This window comes from Ideonella sp. BN130291, from assembly GCF_036231905.1.
GTDB lineage: Bacteria > Pseudomonadota > Gammaproteobacteria > Burkholderiales > Burkholderiaceae_C > CAMLIZ01.
In genome coordinates this window covers 75249-92572 of record NZ_JAZARE010000005.1, presented here as the reverse complement: position 1 = coordinate 92572, position 17324 = coordinate 75249, and the positions used below count along the sequence as shown (strand labels likewise).

16 protein-coding genes and 1 pseudogene are annotated in these 17324 nt (G+C 69.3%); 10 read left to right on the top strand and 7 right to left on the bottom strand.

Annotated elements, in window-relative coordinates; translation table 11 throughout:
* The gene (locus VPH43_RS11965) at positions 1-489 is read left to right on the top strand and encodes a DUF1178 family protein (protein ID WP_328577934.1); all 489 of its coding nucleotides are present in this window, start codon (positions 1-3) and stop codon (positions 487-489) included.
* Positions 490-516: 27 nt separating this feature from the next.
* On the opposite strand, the gene VPH43_RS11960 is transcribed toward VPH43_RS11965, so the two are convergent.
* Both VPH43_RS11960 and VPH43_RS11955 read right to left on the bottom strand, forming a co-directional pair.
* Positions 517-1923: an FAD-binding oxidoreductase gene (locus VPH43_RS11960; RefSeq protein ID WP_328577933.1), complete on the bottom strand. Its 1407-nt coding sequence runs from the start codon at positions 1921-1923 to the stop codon at positions 517-519.
* A complete protein-coding gene (locus VPH43_RS11955; protein WP_328577932.1) occupies positions 1920-2306 on the bottom strand; it encodes a DUF2069 domain-containing protein in 387 nt (128 codons plus the stop codon). The genes VPH43_RS11960 and VPH43_RS11955 overlap by 4 nt, the downstream gene beginning before the upstream one ends.
* Positions 2307-2325: 19 nt before the next feature.
* On the opposite strand from VPH43_RS11955, the gene VPH43_RS11950 reads away from it, so the two are divergent.
* Entirely contained in the window at positions 2326-3564 is a 1239-nt protein-coding gene (locus VPH43_RS11950) for a YihY family inner membrane protein (RefSeq protein ID WP_328577931.1), read from the top strand.
* A gap of 61 nt (positions 3565-3625) precedes the next feature.
* A pseudogene (locus VPH43_RS11945) lies at positions 3626-4925 on the top strand (IS1182 family transposase).
* A 203-nt stretch (positions 4926-5128) separates the two neighbouring features.
* Here the strand turns inward: VPH43_RS11945 and VPH43_RS11940 are convergent.
* Both VPH43_RS11940 and VPH43_RS11935 read right to left on the bottom strand, forming a co-directional pair.
* A complete protein-coding gene (locus VPH43_RS11940) occupies positions 5129-6427 on the bottom strand; it encodes a sensor domain-containing diguanylate cyclase (RefSeq protein ID WP_328577930.1) in 1299 nt (432 codons plus the stop codon).
* A gap of 62 nt (positions 6428-6489) precedes the next feature.
* The gene (locus tag VPH43_RS11935; RefSeq protein WP_328577929.1) at positions 6490-7077 is read right to left on the bottom strand and encodes a helix-turn-helix domain-containing protein; all 588 of its coding nucleotides are present in this window, start codon (positions 7075-7077) and stop codon (positions 6490-6492) included.
* A gap of 118 nt (positions 7078-7195) precedes the next feature.
* On the opposite strand from VPH43_RS11935, the gene kbl reads away from it, so the two are divergent.
* The 3 genes from kbl (at position 7196) to VPH43_RS11920 (ending at position 10446) form a co-directional block, all read left to right on the top strand.
* Positions 7196-8407 (top strand): glycine C-acetyltransferase, encoded by a 1212-nt coding sequence (gene kbl, locus VPH43_RS11930; RefSeq protein ID WP_328577928.1) that lies wholly within the window; start codon positions 7196-7198, stop codon positions 8405-8407.
* Positions 8404-9366 carry an NAD-dependent epimerase/dehydratase family protein gene (locus VPH43_RS11925; protein ID WP_328577927.1) on the top strand — a complete coding sequence of 321 codons (963 nt, stop codon included), beginning with the start codon at positions 8404-8406 and terminating at the stop codon, positions 9364-9366. Before kbl ends, VPH43_RS11925 begins: the two co-directional genes overlap by 4 nt.
* 150 nt (positions 9367-9516) lie before the next feature.
* Positions 9517-10446, top strand: coding sequence for an OmpA family protein (locus tag VPH43_RS11920; RefSeq protein WP_328577926.1), 930 nt, complete (start codon positions 9517-9519; stop codon positions 10444-10446).
* Between the two features lie 19 nt (positions 10447-10465).
* Here the strand turns inward: VPH43_RS11920 and VPH43_RS11915 are convergent, their stop codons facing one another.
* The 3 genes from VPH43_RS11915 to VPH43_RS11905 are packed head-to-tail and all read right to left on the bottom strand — an operon-like array spanning position 10466 to position 12896.
* On the bottom strand, positions 10466-10798 hold the full coding sequence (locus VPH43_RS11915) for an Mpo1-like protein (protein ID WP_328577925.1): 333 nt from the start codon (positions 10796-10798) through the stop codon (positions 10466-10468).
* Positions 10795-11598, bottom strand: coding sequence for an alpha/beta fold hydrolase (locus tag VPH43_RS11910; RefSeq protein WP_328577924.1), 804 nt, complete (start codon positions 11596-11598; stop codon positions 10795-10797). The genes VPH43_RS11915 and VPH43_RS11910 overlap by 4 nt, the downstream gene beginning before the upstream one ends.
* Positions 11595-12896: an O-acetylhomoserine aminocarboxypropyltransferase gene (locus VPH43_RS11905; protein WP_328577923.1), complete on the bottom strand. Its 1302-nt coding sequence runs from the start codon at positions 12894-12896 to the stop codon at positions 11595-11597. Before VPH43_RS11905 ends, VPH43_RS11910 begins: the two co-directional genes overlap by 4 nt.
* 85 nt (positions 12897-12981) lie before the next feature.
* Between VPH43_RS11905 and VPH43_RS11900 the strand changes: the two genes are divergently transcribed.
* The 4 genes from VPH43_RS11900 to VPH43_RS11885 all read left to right on the top strand — a co-directional run bounded on the left by VPH43_RS11900 (position 12982) and on the right by VPH43_RS11885 (position 17319).
* Positions 12982-13446 carry a CBS domain-containing protein gene (locus tag VPH43_RS11900; protein WP_328577922.1) on the top strand — a complete coding sequence of 155 codons (465 nt, stop codon included), beginning with the start codon at positions 12982-12984 and terminating at the stop codon, positions 13444-13446.
* Positions 13447-13539: 93 nt separating this feature from the next.
* Positions 13540-14643: a chorismate synthase gene (gene aroC / locus VPH43_RS11895; RefSeq protein ID WP_328577921.1), complete on the top strand. Its 1104-nt coding sequence runs from the start codon at positions 13540-13542 to the stop codon at positions 14641-14643.
* Between the two features lie 142 nt (positions 14644-14785).
* Positions 14786-16024 (top strand): MFS transporter, encoded by a 1239-nt coding sequence (locus VPH43_RS11890; RefSeq protein WP_328577920.1) that lies wholly within the window; start codon positions 14786-14788, stop codon positions 16022-16024.
* Positions 16025-16161: 137 nt separating this feature from the next.
* Positions 16162-17319: an efflux RND transporter periplasmic adaptor subunit gene (locus tag VPH43_RS11885; protein WP_328577919.1), complete on the top strand. Its 1158-nt coding sequence runs from the start codon at positions 16162-16164 to the stop codon at positions 17317-17319.
* The last annotated feature ends 5 nt before the right edge of the window (positions 17320-17324 follow it).

Here is a 17324-nt window from a genome sequence, read left to right as displayed (position 1 = left end):
ATGAAGGTCCTCAACCTGCAATGCGCCAACGGCCATGGGTTCGAGGGCTGGTTTGCCTCCGAGGACGACTACCAGTCGCAGAACGGCCGCGCCCTGGTGGAATGCCCGTTGTGTGCCGACCGGGTGATCAGCCGCCTGCCCAGCGCGCCGCGGCTGAACCTGTCGGGCGCGAAGGCGCCTGCACTGCCATCCACTGCGCCGAAGGAAGCGTCCGTGGCGCCGGCAGGCGCAGCTGCGGCGCCCCAGGCACCACCCACACCGGCCGAGATGCAGGCCCTGTGGCTCAAGGCCGTGCGCCACGTGATGGCCAATACCGAAGACGTGGGCGAACGTTTTGCCGACGAAGCGCGGCGCATCCACTATGGCGAAGCCGAGCAACGAGGCATCCGCGGCCAGGCCACCCCCGAGGATGCGGAGGCGCTGCTGGAAGAGGGCATCGAGGTGGCTGCCTTGCCATTGCCGAAGGCCCTGAAAGAGCCGCTGCAATAGCGCCCACGAGCCTGCGGCAGGCGCGACTCAGAGCACCTTGCCGGGGTTGAGCAGCCGCTGCGGGTCGAGCGCCTGCTTGATGGCCCGCATGAGGCCCAGTGCCACCGGCGACTTGCGTTGCACCAGTTCCTCGCGCTTGAGGCTGCCGATGCCGTGCTCCGCCGAGAAGGAGCCGCCGTGCGCCTGCACCGCGTCGTACACCAGCGCGTTGACGGCAGCTTCGTGCGCGGCCAGGAACTCATCGGCGACCACACCTTCCGGGGCCTGCAGGTTGTAGTGCAGGTTGCCGTCGCCGAGGTGGCCGAAGTTCACCAGCCGCGCACCCGGAAAGCGCTCCAGCAGCGCGGCATCGGCCTGCTCCACGAAGGCGGGAATGCGGGACACCGGCAAGGCGATGTCATGCTTGATGTTCAGGCCTTCTTCCGCCTGGGCCAGCGGAATCGACTCGCGCAGGTGCCACAGCGCGTGCGACTGGGCCACGCTCTCGGCCACCACCGCGTCCGAGACCAGGCCGTCTTCCAGCGCCTGCTCCAGCAGGGCTTCGAACAAAGCGCGTGCATGCTGTTCGCCTTCGCCGTCGGACTGCTCCAGCAGCACGGTCCACGCCGCACCCGGCAAGGGCTTGGGCAACTGCGGGAAGTGCTTGGCCACCAGGTCGAGCGCAAACCGCCCCATCACCTCGAAACCGGTCAGGCCGGCGCCCAGCCTGGCCTGGGCCAACCCCAGCAGCTGCACGCACTGCGCCATCGAGTCGCACGCGCCCAGCGCCGTCATCTCGGCCGCCGGTAGTGGATAAAGCTTCAGCGTGGCCGCGGTGATGATGCCCAGCGTGCCCTCGCTGCCCACGAAGAGGTCGCGCAGGTCGTAGCCGGTGTTGTCCTTGCGCAGGCCCGAGAGGCCGTCCCACACTTCGCCGGCGGCGGTAACCACTTCCAGGCCCAGGCACAGCTCGCGTGCATTGCCGTAACGCAGCACCTGGGTGCCGCCAGCATTGGTGGCCAGGTTGCCGCCGATGGTGCAGCTGCCTTCGGCGGCGAGGCTCAAGGGGAAGAGCAGGCCTTGCGCGGCGGCGGCTTCCTGCACCGTCTGCAACACGCAGCCGGCGTCCGCGGTGAGCGTGAGGTTGGCCTTGTCGATCGCGCGGATTCGGTTCAACCGCCCCAGGCTCAGCAGCACCTGTGTGCCGCTGGTGTCCGGCACGCTGCCGCCCACCAGCCCGGTGTTGCCGCCTTGCGGCACCAGCGCCGCGCCGTGTGCGGCGCAGGCGCGCACCACCGCCGCCACCTGCGCGGTGTCCGCCGGCCGCACCACGGCGAGTGCCTTGCCGCGGAAGCGCTTGCGCCAGTCCAGCTCCCAGGCGGACAAGTCGCCTTCGGTGATCACCTGGTCCGCGCCGACCGCGTCGCGCAGCGCATTCAACAACGGGCCGCTCATGCGCGCGCCTCCTGTTCCTGGTTGTGCAATGCCGCGTTGCGCAGGCGCCAGCGCACGTGCAGCGCGCAGGCGGTGAACAGCACCAGGCACAACACGATCTCCACGCAAGCCAGCCACACGCTGATGCCGCGCTCGCTGGTGGCGCGCACCACGCCTTCGGTGAAGTAGATCCACACCAGCAGGCTCACCCAGCGGTAGGTGTACATGCGGTGCTTGAGCAGCCCGGCCAGCGGCAGGGCCAGCGGCAGCACCTTCAGCGCAAGGCTGCGGCTGCCGGTGGGGGCGAGCCACAGTTCCCATGCCAGCCCGAGCGCAATGAGGCCCAGCACGCTGCCCACGGCCAACACGCGCGTCGCGCGCACCACGTCTGAAGTGACCACCATGTTTGGCATGATAGCCAGCATGACCGTGCCCCCCTTGTTGAAGACCGCCACCTGGAAAGAAGCGGTCGCGTTCCTGCTGCGCACCTTGCGCACCTGGCCCTGGTTCGACACCCTTCGCACCTTGCGCTTGCGCTTTCGTGAAGACCGCCTCGGGCTCACGGCGAGCAGCCTCACGTTCACCACGCTGATCGCGCTGGTGCCGCTGCTCACCGTGATGCTGGCGGTGTTCTCCGCCTTCCCGATGTTCGGCAACTTCCGCGGTGCGCTGGAGAAGTACTTCCTGCAGAGCCTGGTGCCGGACACCATCGCCAAGCCCGTGCTGGGCGCGCTCACGCAGTTCGCGGCCAAGGCGAGCCGGCTGGGCAGCGTGGGCCTGGTGGTGCTGGTGTTCACCGCCATCGCGTTGATGCTCACGATCGACCGCACGCTCAACGGCATCTGGCGCGTGCGCTCGCCGCGGCCGATCGCGCAGCGGGTGCTGGTGTACTGGGCCGCCGTCACCTTGGGCCCGCTGGTGCTGGGCGTGAGCCTGTCGCTCACCTCGTATGCGGTCACGGCCTCCAACGGCCTGGTGGGCGCGATGCCGGGCAGCCTGAGCGTGCTGCTGGGCCTGCTGCAGTTCGGCATGCTCACGGCCGCCATCGCGGGGCTGTTCCACTACGTGCCCAACACGCTGGTGCTGTGGCGCCATGCCTTGGCGGGCGGGCTGTTCGTGTCGGTCGGCTTCGAGATCGCCAAGCGCGCGCTCGCCTGGTATGTGCAATCGGTGCCCACCTATTCCACGATCTACGGCGCCTTTGCCACCGTGCCCATCTTCCTGGTGTGGCTCTACCTCGGCTGGGTGATCGTGCTGCTGGGCGCAGTGGTGGCGGCGTATGCGCCCAGCCTGCAGATGCGGGTGGTGCGACGGCCTTCGACGCCGGGCCATCGCTTCGTGCTGGCCGTGGCGGTGCTGCGCGAGCTGGCAGCGGCGCGCCGCTCGCAGACGCACGGCGTGTCCATCACCGACCTGGCCCAGCGCCTGCGAACCGAACCGCTGCAGATCGAGCCCATCCTCGACACGCTGGTGGCCATGGACTGGGCGGCGCGCCTGGATGAAGCCGGTGCGCAGCGGCATGTGCTGCTGTGCGAGCCCACCACCACGCCGGCGCGCCCGCTGATGGCGCAGCTGCTGCTGCAGCCGGCGCCCGAACTCGGGCGCTTCTGGCACCAGGCCGGCTTCGAGAACATGACGCTGAAGGACCTGCTGGAAAACTAGGAGTCTGGGCGGCAGAAGAAGCAGGTGACGGCGATGGGAGGTTGAGGTAGCTTCGCCGGCCATGGCCGCGAACTACCTTCCGTACGACCCGCAGCAGATGCTGCTGCTGCCCGAGGCGATTCAGGACTGGCTGCCCGAAGGGCACCTGGCGCACTTCATCAGCGACACGGTGGACACGCTGGATCTGAGCGCGTTCCACGCCCGCTACGACAAAGGCGGCCCGCGCAACCAGCCGTTCCACCCGGCGATGATGGTCAAGGTGCTGGTGTACGGCTACGCCACGGGCGTGTTCAGCTCGCGCAAGATCGCCAGGAAGCTGCACGAGGACGTGGCCTTCAGGGTGCCTGGGGGCGGGCAACTTCCCCGCCCACCGCACGATCGGCGACTTCCGGGCCTTCCATCTGAAGGAGCTGAGCGAGCTGTTCGTGCAGGTGGTGCGCCTGGCGCGCGAGATGGGCCTGGTCAAGCTGGGCACCATCGCGGTGGACGGCACCAAGCTCAAGGCCAACGCCAGCCGCCACAAGGCCATGAGCTACGGCCACATGCTCAAGGCCGAGGCCGAGCTCAAGGCGCAGATCGACGCATTGCTCAAGCGCGCACAGCAGGCCGACGAAGCCGAGAAGAACGAGGCCGAGCTAGACATTCCGGCCGAGATCGCCCGGCGCGAGGCACGCCTGGCGGCCATCGCCGAGGCGCGTGGGCGCCTGGAGCAGCGCCAGTGCGAAGCCGACATGCAGCGCGGGCGCGACCCCGACGAGCCGCCGCGCGGAGGGCGCCACAAGCGCGAGTTCGGCCAACCCGAGGACAAGGCGCAGGACAACTTCACCGACCCCGACAGCCGCATCATGAAGCGCGCCGGCGGCGGCTTCGACGCCGGCTACAACGCGCAGACGGCGGTGGACGATACGGCGCACATCGTCGTGGCCGCCGAGTTGACCAACAGCGCCAGCGACGCAGCCCAGTTGCCCACGATGCTGCAGGCCGTCAAGGACAACCTGGGCGTGCTGCCCGAGCAGGCGCTGACCGACACTGGCTACAAGGCCGAGGCGGTGTTCGAGGCCCTGGCGTGCAGTGGCTGCGATCTGGTGGTGGCGTTGGGGCGCGAAGGCAAGCAGGCCCTGCACTTCGATCCCGAGCGCTCACCCCACACCGCGGCCATGGCCGCCAAGCTGCAGACCGACGAAGGCAAGGCCGCGTACCGGCGGCGCAAGTGGATCGCCGAGCCGCCCAATGGGTGGATCAAGAACGTGCTGGGGTTCCGCCAGTTCAGCCTGCGGGGGTTGCACCGTGTGCAGGCCGAGTGGAAGCTGGTGTGCCTGGCACTGAGCCTGAGGCGCATGGCGAGGATGCATTGCACTTGAAGGGCCGGGGCACGGCACACCGGTGCCGCTCAGGATGGCGGGGCGCGCAGGCGCGGGACATAAAGGAGGAGGCGGCGGCCGCAGGACGGCGCCGGGGGACAGTCCTGCGACTGCGTGCCCCGCCGTTATAAGCCTGCTCGACCCGCGAAGAAGGCTCCGATGCTCTGCCGCCCAGACTCCTAGCTCAGGGGAGGGCTGGAGAATCAGCTTGCGAGGGGCCACGGCGTGGCCTGCGCCATGCCGCTCAGCACCCGGTTCTGCCCCAGGCGCTTGGCCGCGTACATCGCGCCATCGGCCAGCTGGATCAGCTTGAGCGGCTGCGTGGCATCCAGCGGCGTGAGCGCATAGCCGATGCTGGCCGTCACGCGATGCTGCGGCGCGGCCAGCGCACCGGCCGCGCGCACCGCCTCCAGCAGGTGCAGCGCCATCACATGCGCACCCTGGCGGTCATGCACCGGCGCCAGCACCAGGAACTCGTCGCCGCCGAAGCGGCCGACCGAGTCCTCCGTGCGCACCGCCTCCTTCAGCGCCTGCGCAATCGCGCACAGCACCCGGTCACCTTCACGATGGCCGCAGGCATCGTTCACCGCCTTGAAGCCATCAAGGTCGATGAAGAACAAGGCGGCCGGATGGTCCGCCGCGTTCAGCACGGCGGCATCGATGCGGTCCATCATGGCGCGCCGGCTGTAGACCTCGGTGAGGGCGTCCACCTCCACGCTGCGCTTCAGGCGCTCCTGCGCCACGGTGAGCTCATGCACGTCGGTGGTCACGGTGTACAGGCCCACCACCCGGTGCTCGGCGTCGAAGTCGGGCACGTAGCTGGTGCGCACCCAGCGCCGGCCCAGCTTGGGCCAGTCCACCAGCCGGGTGTACTGCACCATCTCGCCGCCCAGAGCACGCTGGAAGAAGGGCTCGTGTTCCTCCCAGCGCTTGCGGCCGCGCACTTCGCCGATGTGGCGGTCCACCACCTGATCGGCTGTCTGCCCGGCCACCTGCAGGTAGGCCTTGTTGGCAAAACGCACGACGCAGTCGCGGTCGATGTAGGTCAGCGGGTAGGGGATGTTCTCGGTGAAGCGGTCCAGGCGCCGGTTCGCGTCCTGCAGGGCCTTGCGCTGCTCCACGTCGTCGTGGATGTCGAAGGCGATGGTGTAGACGGCCTCCACGCTGCCGTCGGGGCGGAAATCCGGGAACACCTGGATGCGGGCCCAGCGGCCGCCTCTGTGCGTCAGCCGCCGTTCGTAGCTGACCGTGCGGCCCTCGAAGGCCTGGGCGAAGGCCGGTTGGGCGGCGTGCCAGGCATCGTGCCCGTACAGCTCGGCGAGGCTGCGGCCGATCAGCGCGGCCCGGTCGCGCAGCGCCCAGGCCTCGTAGGGCGCGTTGCAGAACACCAGGCGGCCGTCCTGCGACCAGCGGCCGATCGGCAGGTCGATCGCGTCGACCAGCGTTTCGGTGTGCACGCGCCGCTGGTCTTCGGGATCGTGGCGGACCGGTGCGAGCGACATGCGCGGGATGATCCGCTGCTGTCCAGCGGCCGTCTATCCGAAAAACCAGGGGGTGCGCTCCCTCAGGCCGCGTGCAGCACCACCAGCAGCGCGGAAGCGATGGTTTTCCCGGTGTTGCGGATCGCGTGCGGCAGGTCCACCGCGTAGCGGGCGGTTTCGCCCGCCTTGAGCCGGCTGGTGTCGCTGCCGGCGCTCACCTCCAGCGTGCCCGCCAGCACGCTCAGGTGTTCCCGCGAGCCGGGTTCATGCGCTTCGGACTCCAGGGCGCCACCGGGCTGCACCGTGAGCTCGTACCACTCGAACTCGCCGGCCAGGTCGATCGGCCCCAGGATGCGCAGCTCGCACTTGCCGTCCGGGCTTTTGAGCGTGGGCGTGCCGTGGGCCGGCACGGTGACGATGGCCGGTGGCGCGGGCCGGCCGTCACCCAGCAGCTCCCCCACGCCCACGCCCAGCGCGGTGGCCAGGCGCCACACCACAGCCACCGTGGGATTGGCCTGGTTGCGCTCGATCTGCGAGAGCATCGACTTCGAGACCCCGGCCTTGCGCGACAACTCGTCCAGCGACAGGCCCTGTGATTGCCGCAGCTGCTGCAGGGTGATGCCCACACGGGGCGGCTCGGGGGGCGGCGCCGGAACTCCGGGTCGGGCCATCGGGTCTCCTTGACCGGCACGAATGAATCCAAGATACTGCACAGCAGTTCGATATAACGAACTTTGTTCGATGCAGCACAGGACCGATTGTGCCGCACAACCCATCAAAGGCCGCACGATGACCTCCACCGAGCCCTTCTACCAGCACCTGCGCACCGAGCTGCAAGGCATCCGCGACGCCGGGCTGTACAAGACCGAGCGCATCATCGCCACCCCGCAGGGCGCCGTGGTGCGCACCACCGACGGGCGGGAGGTGATCAACCTGTGCGCCAACAACTACCTGGGCCTGTCGTCCCACCCCAAAGTGATCGAGGCGGCTCACGAGGCCTTGCGTACGCATGGCTACGGCCTGTCGTCGGTGCGCTTCATCTGCGGCACGCAGGACATCCACAAGGAGCTCGAAGGCCGGCTGGCGCGTTTCCTGGGCACCGAGGACGCGATCCTCTATGCCGCCGCGTTTGATGCCAACGGTGGCCTGTTCGAGCCTCTGCTGGGCGAGGAGGATGCGGTGATCAGCGATGCGCTGAACCATGCCTCCATCATCGATGGCATCCGGCTGTGCAAGGCCAAGCGATTCCGCTACGCCCACAACGACCTGGCGGACCTGGAGCGCCAGCTGCAGGACGCCGCGGCCCAGGGCGCGCGCTTCAAGCTGGTGTTCACCGACGGCGCCTTCTCGATGGACGGCACCATCGCGCAGCTCGACAAGATCCGCGACATCTGCGACCGCCATGGCGCGCTGCTGGGCATCGACGAATGCCATGCCAGCGGCTTCCTCGGCAAGACCGGCCGCGGCACGCACGAGTACCGCGGCGTCTTCGGCAAGATCGACATCATCACGGGCACGCTGGGCAAGGCCTTGGGCGGGGCCTCCGGCGGCTTCACCGCGGCGCGCAAGGAGGTGGTGGAGCTGCTGCGCCAGCGCTCGCGGCCCTACCTGTTCTCCAACACCGTGGCGCCGTCCATCGTGGGCGCCTCGATCGCGGTGCTGGACCTGCTGGAAGGCTCCACCGCCTTGCGCGACAAGCTGGAGGACAACACCCGCTTCTTCCGCCAGGCGATCACTGAGGCCGGCTTCGACATCAAGCCGGGCGAGCACCCGATCATCCCCATCATGGTGTACGACGCGGTCAAGGCTCAGCAGCTGAGCGCGCGCCTGCTGGAGCTGGGGGTGTACGCGGTGGGCTTCTTCTTCCCGGTGGTGCCCAAGGGCCAGGCGCGCATCCGCGTGCAGATGAGCGCGGTGCATGAACGCGCGCACCTGGAGCAGGCGGTGGCGGCGTTCAAGCAGGCTGGGGATGAGCTCGGCCTGATCGGGGCCCGCCAATGAGCGCGGCGCCCAAGATCCTGATCATCGGGGCCAACGGCCAGATCGGCACCGAGCTGGCCGAAGCCCTGGTGCGCCGCCATGGCGCTGACGCGGTCGTCACCAGCGACCTGGCGCCGGTGGGGCGCGTGGCCGGCATCGCGCATGAATCACTGGACGTGACCGACGCCTCCGCGCTGGCCACGGTGGCCAAGCGCCACCACGTCACCCAGATCTACCACCTGGCCGCGGCGCTGTCGGCCAGCGGCGAAAAGCATCCGCAGTGGGCCTGGAACCTCAACATGGTGGGCCTGCTCAACGTGCTGGAACTGGCACGCACCCAGAAGATCGAGCGCGTGTTCTGGCCCAGCTCCATCGCCGCCTTCGGCCCCACCACGCCGGCCGATGCCACGCCCCAGGCCTGCGTGATGGACCCGACCACGGTGTACGGCATCTCCAAGCTGGCCGGCGAACGCTGGTGCGCCTGGTACCACAAGAACCATGGCGTGGACGTGCGCAGCCTGCGCTACCCCGGCCTCATCAGCTGGAAGACACCACCCGGCGGTGGCACCACCGACTACGCGGTGGAGATCTTCCACGCGGCGCTGAAGGAAGGCCGCTACACCGCCTTCCTGAGCGAAGGCCAGGCGCTGCCGATGATGTACATGCCCGACGCCCTGCGTGCCACCATCGAGCTGATGGAAGCGCCGGCTGACGCGATCACCGAACGCGGCTCCTACAACCTGGCGGGTGTGAGCTTCACGCCCAAGGACATCGCGGCCGCGATCGCGCGCCGCATTCCCGGCTTCACCTTGAGCTGCGAGCCCGACTTCCGCGAGCAGATCGCCGCCAGCTGGCCCAACTCCATCGACGACAGCGTGGCGCAGCGCGACTGGGGCTGGCGGCTGCAGTACGACCTGCAGGCGATGGTGGACGACATGCTGGAGAACCTGCGCCCGCAGGTGCAGCGCAAGGTCGCCTGACCCGCGCGCCGGGCCGGCTTTCACTCTAGGGATGGGCGCGCCGCACCCGCCCGATAGCATGCGCCGCCTTCCCTGGGAGACCGCATGCACATTCGCTCACTCGCCGGCGCGCTTGCGCTCATGTTGGCCACTGTCCCCGCAATGGCCGACATGCCGAAGCAGGACACGGTGAAGGCCGGCAAGGACCATCCGCTGCTGAGCCGCTTTGCAGGGGCCAAGCTGGTGGGCTACGCGGCCAAGGAATTCGACGCCGCCTCGCTGGTGGCCGGCAAGGTGCCCGACGACGCCAAGCGCAAGCCCGAGAAGGAACTGGCGCTCGAAGGGCGGACCACGCGGCTGATCTACAACTTCGCGCCCGAGCGCTCCGGCCTGGAGGTGATGCGCAACCACGAGGCCGCCTTGCAGGCGGCCGGGTTCATCACGCTGTTCTCCTGCGCCACCGCGGCCTGCGGCAAGGACTTTGGCGAGATGATGCTGGCGCGCATCGATGCCCACATGATCGAGGGCTCCACCGCCTACTGGGAGCCGTTCAACCACGGCCGCGACGCCGAGCGCTACCTGCTGGCCCGCGGCACCCGGCCGGATGGCTCGGTGGTGCATGCGGCCATTTACGTGGTGGACCCGGTGGACAAGCGCAACGGCGGCGTGCTGCTGGACATCGTGGAAGCGCGTGCCATGGACACCGGCAAGGTGACCGCCAACCTCAGCGCCGAGACCATGGCCAAGAACATCGCCAGCGAAGGCAAGGTGGCCATCTATGGCGTGTACTTCGACACTGACAAGGCGGAAGTCAAGCCGCAGTCGAAGGCGGCGCTGGACGAGATGGCCAAGCTGCTCAAGAGCCAGCCGGAGCTGAAGGTGTACATCGTCGGCCACACGGACGCGCAGGGCACGCTGGCGCACAACCTCGAGCTGTCACAGCGCCGCGCCGACGCGGTGGTGAAGGCGCTGGAGGGCGGCTACAAGATCGATGGCAGGCGCATGCTCGCCAAGGGCGTGGCCTCGCTGGCGCCGGTGGCGTCCAACGATGCAGAAGCGGGCCGCGAGAAGAACCGGCGGGTGGAACTGGTGAAGCAGTGAGCCGCGTTGGGCGCGGCCACTAGAAGGGGATGCGGCCGGCCCAGATGTCGGCGTACATGCGCCAGTCGCCCATGAAGCTGTAGAGCGGGCGCTTGAAGCTCGCGGGCTTGTTCTTCTCGAACACGAAGTGGCCCACCCAGGCAAAGCCGTAGCCGCACAGCAGCGCATAGACGAAGTACTGGCCGGCGCCGCGCCAGAAGGCCGTGGCCAGGCACAGCAGGGCCAGGGTGGAGCCCACGAAGTGCAGGCGCCGACAGGTGCGGTTGCTGTGCTCGCCCAGGTAGAAGGGGTAGAACTCGGGGAAGCTCTTGAACGAGCGCGGGTCCACGGCGGCGGCGGTGGCGGTGTTCATGGGCGAAGAGCCTCCTTCAGCGCATTCAACAGCCCGTCCGGCGCCTCGGCCATCAGGGAATGCCCGGCGGGCAGGGTGACGATGCGGGCCTTGAGCGCCTGGGCCAGCGCCTGCGCCTGCCTGGGCTGCGTCATCTGGTCCTTGGCGCCCAGCACCATCACCGCCGGGCACTTCAGCTTCGCAGCGGCCGCTTCGCCGTTCGCATAGCGGTCGCAGGCCGAGAAGTCATGGTGGAACAGCATGGGGTTGTCTTGGTGCGAGAGCGCCAGCCGCATCAGCGCCCGGCTGCCACCGTGCAGCCACACGCCTGGCCCCGGGTACGACGGCTTGTTGGCCAAGCTGGACAGCGAGAACGTGGTCACCATGTCGATGGCCTTGAGCGGCTGCTCGCGCGCCGTGTCCAGCAGCGCGGGCGACACCTTCATCGGGTAGGCGGTGCCCACCATCACCAGGCGGGTGATGCGCTCCGGCGCCCGGCCGGCCAGCTCCAGCGAAATCAAGGAGCCCATGCTGTGGCCCACCAGGGCCGCCTGTTTCACGCCGGCCACGTCCAGCAGCGCCAGCACCCAGTCGGCCATGGCTTCCACGTCGGGCAGTGGCGGGCCGTCGCTGCGCATGTGGCCGGGCAGGTCTACCGCCAGCACGCTGTGGCCGTGGTGCGCGAACCAGCGCGCCAGCAGCGTCCAGACGGTGTGGTCGTTCAGCGCGCCGTGCACGAACACCACGCAGGGCAGGGTGGGGTCCAAGGGCTTGCCGCCGGTGTAGGCATACGCGCTGCGGCCGTTGACGGTGAGCTTCATGCCGCCACCTTTTCCGCGGCCTTGAGCGCGCGCTTCAGGTCGTCCACCAGGTCGTCCGGATCTTCGAGGCCGATCGACAGGCGGATGGTGCCCGGGCCGATGCCGGCCTGCGCCAGCGCCGCGTCGTCCATGCGGAAGTGGGTGGTGGAAGCGGGATGGATCACCAGGGAGCGGCAGTCGCCCACGTTGGCCAGGTGGGAAAAGATCTTCAGCGCCTCGATGAAGGCACGACCCTGGGCGCGCGAGCCTTCGAGGTCGAAGCTGAACACCGAGCCGCAGCCCTTGGGCAGCAGGCGCTTCGCGCGCTCGTGATCCGGGTGCGATTCGAGTTCCGGGTAGCCGACCGACGCGACCATCGGATGTGCGGCCAGGAACGCCACCACCTTGCGCGCGTTGTCCACATGGCGCGCCATGCGTAGCGGCAGCGTCTCGATGCCCTGCAGGATCAGCCAGGCGGTGTGCGGGCTCATGCAGGCGCCGAAGTCGCGCAGGCCTTCGCGGCGGGCGCGCAGCAGGAAGGCACCGTCGGTGCTTTCCTCGGTGAACACCATGCCGTGGAAACCCGCATAGGGCTCGGTCAACTCGGGGAAGCGCCCGGACCGCTCCCAATCCATGCGCCCGCCGTCGACCAGCACGCCGCCCACCACCGTGCCGTGGCCGGAGAGGAACTTGGTGGCCGAGTGGTACACCAGGTCCGCGCCGTGGTCGAAGGGCCGGATCAGGTAAGGCGAGGTGAGGGTGGAATCCACCAGCAGGGGCAAGCCGTGCTCGTGCGCGATGGCGCTGACGGTGGGAATGTCCAGCACGTCCAGCCCCGGGTTGCCCAGGGTTTCGCCGAACAGCAGCCGGGTGTCGGGCCGGATAGCGGCGCGCCAGCCGTCGATGTCACCCGGCTTCACGAAGGTGGTGGTGATGCCGAAGCGCGCCAGCGTGTAGTGCAGCAGGTTGTGCGAGCCGCCATACAGCGCCGAGGAGCTCACGATGTGCGAGCCGGCGCCGGCCAGGGTGGCGATGGCCAGGTGCAGCGCCGCCTGGCCGCTGGCCGTGGCGATGGCGCCCACGCCGCCTTCCAGCGCGGCCACGCGCTCCTCCAGCACCGCGTTGGTCGGATTGGAGATGCGGCTGTACACATGGCCGGCGCGCTCCATGTTGAACAGCGAGGCCGCGTGTTCGCTGCTCTCGAACACGAAGGAGGTGCTCAGGTGGATGGGCACCGCGCGGGCGCCGGTGGCGGGGTCGGGCGCAGCGCCGGCATGCAGCGCCAGCGTGTCGAAAGCGGGGTCGGAGTAGCCGGGCATCTCGTCATTCCGGGGGCTGGGAGTGCGCGAGATTGTGTGCTATGTTGGCCCCACGGCAGCCGTAGTGCCGATAGAGGAGAACGAGATGAAAGTCAGCGACATCCTGCGCGTCAAGGGCGGCACCTTGTACACCGTGTCCCCCGACCAGCCGCTGGCCGACGCGGTCACCACCATGGCGGAGCGCGACATCGGCTCGCTGGTGGTCATGGAGTATGGCCACGTGGTGGGCATGCTGACCTTCCGCGAGGTGATCCAGGCGGTGGTGCGCAACGGCGGCTCGGTGGGCTCCACCATCGTGCGCACGGTGATGGACGATGCGCCGCTCACCTGCACGCCGGAAACCGAGATCGACGAGGTGCGCCGCATGATGCTGGGCCGCCACGCGCGCTACATGCCTGTGATGAACGGGCTGATGCTCATGGGCGTGATCTCGTTCTACGACGTCGCCAAGGCGGTGGTCGACGGGCAGGACTTCGAGAACCGCATGCTCAAGGCCTACATCCGCGACTGGCCGGCGGAAGAGGACCAGGAGCCGCGCGTCTCGCTCTGAGCGCTCGCCGCTTCCCGCACACCAGGGCGCCCGCAAGGCGCCCTGTGTCGTTGGTGGCCCCCGTAAAATCCCTGATCCACTCTCGGCTCCCCCATGTCCGGCAGCACCTTCGGCCTCCTGTTCCGTGTCACCAACTTCGGCGAGAGCCACGGCCCCGCCATCGGCTGCGTGATCGACGGCTGCCCGCCCGGCATGGCGCTGTCCGAAGCAGACATCCAGCCCGACCTGGACCGCCGCCGCCCCGGCACCTCGCGCCACGTGACCCAGCGCAACGAACCTGACGCGGTGGAGATCCTCTCCGGCGTGTACGAGGGCCGCACCACCGGCACGCCAATCTGCCTGCTGATCCGCAACACCGACCAGCGCAGCAAGGATTACGGCAACATCCTGGACACCTTCCGGCCCGGCCACGCCGACTACACCTACTGGCGCAAGTACGGCCTGCGCGACCCGCGCGGCGGCGGCCGGTCCTCGGCACGGCTCACCGCGCCCATGGTGGCAGCGGGCGCGGTGGCCAAGAAGTGGCTGGCTGCGCAGCACGGCACGCGCTTTCTCGCCTACATGAGCGCGCTGGGCGAGATCGAGATTCCCTTCGAGAGCGCCGAGCACATCCCCAACAACCCGTTCTTCGCGCCCAACGCCTCGGTGATCGGGCAGCTGGAAGCGCACATGGACGCGCTGCGCAAGGCGGGCGACTCCTGTGGCGCCCGCATCGAGGTGGTGGCGTCCGGTGTGCCGGTGGGCCTGGGGGAGCCGCTGTTCGACAAGCTGGATGCCGACATCGCCTACGCGATGATGGGCATCAACGCGGTCAAGGGCGTGGAGATCGGCGACGGCTTCGGCGTGGTGGCGCAGCGTGGCACGCTGCACGGCGACGAGCTGAGCCCCGAGGGTTTCCGCAGCAACCATGCGGGCGGCGTGCTGGGCGGCATTTCCACCGGCCAGGATCTGCGTGTGTCCATCGCCATCAAGCCCACCAGCTCGATCCGCAGCGCCAAGGCCTCGATCGACCGCGCCGGCGAGCCCACCACGGTGGAGACGCATGGCCGCCACGACCCCTGCGTGGGCATCCGCGCTGCGCCGATCGCCGAAGCGATGCTGGCGCTGGTGCTGATGGACCATGCGCTGCGCCACCGCGCGCAGTGTGGCGACGTGCAGCTGCCGATCCCGCCCATCGCCGGCTCGATCGGCGCATGAGCCTCGCCCGTCCGCCCGAAGAGGAATTCCCGCGTGGCGGGAACGCGCGCAGCGCGAAGGGTGCACCAATGAGCCGCTTGCCGCGCGTGCGATGAGCGACTTCGGGCCGCCGAACCGGCCGCGCCGCGAGGAACCGCCGGCCGTGCTGCTTGCGCCGGCGCGCGGCGGCGTCACGGAACGCAAGCGTCAGCAGCTGGCCTTGCGCGCCTTTGCCGCGGTGTCCTTCGCCTACTTCGCCTCGGTGGGCCTGTTCAACCCCTATGCGCCGCTGTGGTTCAAGTACCTGGGCTTTTCCACCCTGGCGATCGGCGTGCTGGCTGCGCTGCAGGCCTGGACCCGGGTGGTGGCACCCTATGCCTGGGGCTGGGTGGCTGACCACAGCGGCCGGCGCACCGAGCTGCTGGCGGTGGCCGCCATCTTCGCCTGCGTGTCCTCGGCCGGGCTGCTGCTGGCACGCAGCTACTCCTGGGTGGCGCTGTTCGTGCTGTTGCTGTTCCTCGCCAATGGCGGCATCGTGCCGCTGTCCGAAGCAGCGCTGTCGCACCACCTGCAGACCGACAAGGGCATGGACGCCGGCCGCTACGGCCGGGTGCGCGTGTGGGGCTCGCTGGGTTTCCTTGCATCGGCGCTGCTGTTCGGCCTGCTGCTGCAGGGGCTGGACATCGGCGTGTTCCCCATCCTGGTGACCACCATGCTGGCCGGCCTGGTCTTCGCGGTGCTGCGGCTGCCGGGTGGTGCCGGCGACGGCCCGGCCGATGCGGCCGGCCTGCCCGGCAGTGCGATCGATGTGCTGCGCAGTGCCCGCGTGCGCTGGTTCTTCGCCGGCGTGTTCCTCACCGTGCTCGCGCACACCAGCCTCTACGCCTTCTTCTCGCTCTACCTCGACCACCTGGGCTACGGCAAGGCGGCGGTGGGCCTGTTCTGGGCCGTGTCCGTGCTGGCTGAGATCGGCTTCTTTCTGTACCAGGGGCGCTGGTTCCACCGCTTCTCGCCGGAGCAGTGGCTGCTGGCGGCGGCCGGTGTGACCGCCTTGCGCTTTGCCGCCACCGCCGCCTTCGGCAGCTCGGCTGTCGTGCTGGTGGTGTCCCAGCTGCTCCATGCCATCACCTTTGCCGCGCAGCATGCAGCCTGCATCGCCACGGTGAACCGCCACTTCCCCGGGCGGCTGCGCGGGCGCGGCCAGGCGCTGTACACCACCCTGGGCTACGGCCTGTCCGGCGTGTTGGGCGGCCTGGCCGGCGGCGCGATCAGCGAACACCACGGCCTGCGCATGGTGTTCTGGGCCGCCGCCGGCGTGGCGCTGCTGGCCACCCTGAGCTGCTGGCGCGCCTGGCGGCTGGAAGCCCGGGCGGCAGCTGCCACGCCGTCCTCGGGCGCCTGACCACTGATCCACCGCGTTCGCAGTTCGTCGCCCGGAAGGCGCGCTTTGTCGCATAGTGGCCGTTCTGCCGGGGGCGGCTGCCTACACTGCCATCGCTTCAAAAGAGCTTCGGCACGACAAGAGGAAAGGACGGCGGTATGCGCAAGGCCTGGGTCATCGGGGGTGTGGGGTTGGCGGTTGCGATCGGGATCGGCGCGGCCGTCGCCGTGGGCAGCAAGGGCAAGGCGGCCGAGCCGTCCAAGGGCAAGGCCGAGGTGGCCCTGGAGTTCACGCCGCGCGAGGTGGTGAAGCCGGCGCTGGCGCCGCTGCCCGGGCGGGTGGAGTTCTCCGGCCCGCTGGTGGCACCGTCCACCGCGGTGGTGCGGGCCAAGGCACCGGGCACCCTGCTGGCGCTCAACGTGGCCGAAGGCAGCCGGGTGAAAGCCGGGCAGGTGTTGGGCAAGGTAGACCTGGCCGAGCTCGACAGCCGGGTGGCTGAGCGCAACGCGATGCTGGAGTCGGCCAAGGCCCAGCTGGCGCAGGCCGAACGCACGCATGAATCCAACCTGCGCCTGGCCGACCAGAAGTTCATCTCCTCCAACGCGCTCGATTCCTCCCGTGCTGCGCTGGACACCGCGCGTGCCCAATTGCAGGCGGCACAGGCCCAGCTCAACACCACCCGCGTCAGCCTGCGCGACGCGGCGCTGGTGGCGCCGATTTCCGGCGTGGTGGCCAAGCGCCACGTGGTGCCCGGCGAGAAGCTGAGCGCCGAACAGCAGATCGTGACCATCGTGGACCTGCAGACGCTGGAGCTGGCGGGCAATGTCGGCACGCACGAGGTGTCGATGCTCACGCCCAGCATGCCGGTGGAAGTGAAGGTCGAGGGTGTGGACGAGGCCGTGCGCGGGAAGATCGCGCGCATCGCGCCCGCGGCCGAGCCCGGCACCCGCTCCATCGGCGTCACCATCACGGTGGCCAACCCGAAGGAAACCTTCCGCGCCGGCCAGTACGCGCTGGCCACCGTGGTGCTGCCGGACACCAGCGACCGCCTCACCGTGCCGGTGGCCGCCGTGGGCAACACCTCCGGCCAGGACCATGTGTGGGTGATCGAAAACGGCGCACTGCTGCGCCGGGCCGTCACCACCGGGCGGCGCGATGACAGCAGCGGGCGCATCGAGGTGCTCAAAGGCCTGACGCCGGCCACCCAGGTGCTGGCCGCGCGCTTCGACAACCTGCGCGAAGGCAGCAAGGCGGTGGTGGTGAACAAGACCGCGCCGGTGGCCTCTGCCGCCGCCTCCACCGTGATCGTGAAGTAGGGGGA

Bases quoted from the DNA above. Each gene is read 5' to 3' on its own strand.
- VPH43_RS11955 (WP_328577932.1), bottom strand. From the start codon at position 2,306: ATGGTGGTCACTTCAGACGTGGTGCGCGCGACGCGCGTGTTGGCCGTG.
- VPH43_RS11915 (WP_328577925.1), bottom strand. From the start codon at position 10,798: ATGAACACCGCCACCGCCGCCGCCGTGGACCCGCGCTCGTTCAAGAGC.
- VPH43_RS11910 (WP_328577924.1), bottom strand. From the start codon at position 11,598: ATGAAGCTCACCGTCAACGGCCGCAGCGCGTATGCCTACACCGGCGGC.
- VPH43_RS11925 (WP_328577927.1), top strand. From the start codon at position 8,404: ATGAGCGCGGCGCCCAAGATCCTGATCATCGGGGCCAACGGCCAGATC.
- VPH43_RS11940 (WP_328577930.1), bottom strand. From the start codon at position 6,427: ATGTCGCTCGCACCGGTCCGCCACGATCCCGAAGACCAGCGGCGCGTG.
- aroC (WP_328577921.1), top strand. From the start codon at position 13,540: ATGTCCGGCAGCACCTTCGGCCTCCTGTTCCGTGTCACCAACTTCGGC.
- VPH43_RS11950 (WP_328577931.1), top strand. From the start codon at position 2,326: ATGACCGTGCCCCCCTTGTTGAAGACCGCCACCTGGAAAGAAGCGGTC.
- VPH43_RS11905 (WP_328577923.1), bottom strand. From the start codon at position 12,896: ATGCCCGGCTACTCCGACCCCGCTTTCGACACGCTGGCGCTGCATGCC.
- kbl (WP_328577928.1), top strand. From the start codon at position 7,196: ATGACCTCCACCGAGCCCTTCTACCAGCACCTGCGCACCGAGCTGCAA.
- VPH43_RS11960 (WP_328577933.1), bottom strand. From the start codon at position 1,923: ATGAGCGGCCCGTTGTTGAATGCGCTGCGCGACGCGGTCGGCGCGGAC.
- VPH43_RS11900 (WP_328577922.1), top strand. From the start codon at position 12,982: ATGAAAGTCAGCGACATCCTGCGCGTCAAGGGCGGCACCTTGTACACC.
- VPH43_RS11885 (WP_328577919.1), top strand. From the start codon at position 16,162: ATGCGCAAGGCCTGGGTCATCGGGGGTGTGGGGTTGGCGGTTGCGATC.
- VPH43_RS11935 (WP_328577929.1), bottom strand. From the start codon at position 7,077: ATGGCCCGACCCGGAGTTCCGGCGCCGCCCCCCGAGCCGCCCCGTGTG.
- VPH43_RS11965 (WP_328577934.1), top strand. From the start codon at position 1: ATGAAGGTCCTCAACCTGCAATGCGCCAACGGCCATGGGTTCGAGGGC.
- VPH43_RS11920 (WP_328577926.1), top strand. From the start codon at position 9,517: ATGCCGAAGCAGGACACGGTGAAGGCCGGCAAGGACCATCCGCTGCTG.